The following is a 1,305-nucleotide window of genomic DNA, read 5'->3' as shown; positions in this document are numbered from 1 at the left end:
GTGTTCAGGTCGGTTGACGGGGTACCAGAGCAGGTCATCAGGCCTGTAGAGCAGGCCGACTTCGGTTGGCAGGTCCTCGATGCCACAAACTGGCCGCGGGACCGACTGGACGAGGCCATCGGGGAAGTTGCCGGCTACGCGTTTGATCTGTCTGCTGAGATACCTTTACAAGCAAGGCTTTTCCGCATCGCTGAGGTTGAGTACGTGCTGGCCGGAGTGCTGCATCATATCGCTGCGGATGGTTGGTCGGTAGCGCCTCTGCTGACAGATCTGCAGTTGGCGTATGCCAGCCGGTCTACCGGATGTGCGCCGGAGTGGGCACCGCTACCTGTGCAATATGCCGATTACACACTCTGGCAACAGAATGGTGTGGGGTTGGAGTCTGACCCTGACAGTCTGATCACGGCTCAATTGGCGTATTGGGAGAAGGCACTGGCCGGACTTCCCGAACGGCTGGAGTTACCCACGGATCGGCCGTATCCGCTCGCAGCCGATTATCGCGGCGCCAGTGTGGAGGTCGACTGGCCAGCTGAGTTGCAGCAGCAGGTCCGGAAGATCGCTCACGAACAGAACGCCACCAGCTTTATGGTTGTGCAGGCTGCGTTGACGGTACTGCTGTCCAAACTGTGCACGAGTTCTGATGTGGTCGTGGGCTTCCCGGCCGCCGGGCGCAATGATCCTGCATTGAATGATCTGGTCGGATTTTTCGTCAACACGTTGGTGATGCGAGTCGACCTCGCTGACGACCCAACCGTGACTGAGCTTTTGGCTCGGGTGCGTCAGCGCACCTTGGCGGCGTTGGAGCATCAGGATGTGCCGTTTGAGGTGTTGGTGGATCGGCTGAATCCGACCCGATCGCTGGCCCATCACCCGCTGGTACAGGTCATGCTGGCCTGGCAGAACTTCGCAGGACAGGACAATGGCCCCGCCGGCAGGACTGGCTTGGGTGATCTGCAGGTCGCGTCGCTACCGGTGGAGGCCCACAGCGCCCGGATGGATTTGGCGATGTACCTGGGCGAGCGCTTCAACGAGACTGGTGAGCCGGCGGGGATCGGTGGAACGGTGGAGTTCCGTACTGATGTGTTCGATGCGGCCAGTATCGACGTGTTGATCGGGCGGTTGCAGCGAGTGTTGGACTCGGTGGTTGCTGATCCAGGGCGGTTGTTGTCGACGCTGGATGTGCTGGAGCCCGCTGACCACGTTCGCCTCGACGGGTGGGGCAACCGGGGAGTGATGTCCGAATCGGTGGCCGGCGTGTCGATTCCGGTGATGTTCGCCGAGCAGGTGGCGCGCGACCCGGGTGCA

The 1,305-nt window shown here is 61.4% G+C and carries 1 protein-coding gene; it reads left to right on the top strand.

What is annotated here, in order from left to right; genetic code table 11:
• On the top strand, window positions 1-1,305 hold a 1,305-nt coding region (locus tag H977_RS34145; RefSeq protein WP_036477615.1), incomplete at both ends, for a condensation domain-containing protein.

It is taken from the genome of Mycobacterium sp. URHD0025 (assembly GCF_000426065.1).
In the GTDB taxonomy this organism is placed as follows: domain Bacteria; phylum Actinomycetota; class Actinomycetes; order Mycobacteriales; family Mycobacteriaceae; genus Mycobacterium.
Note: the sequence above shows the minus strand (reverse complement) of the source record. Positions and strands in the feature narration are given on the sequence as shown.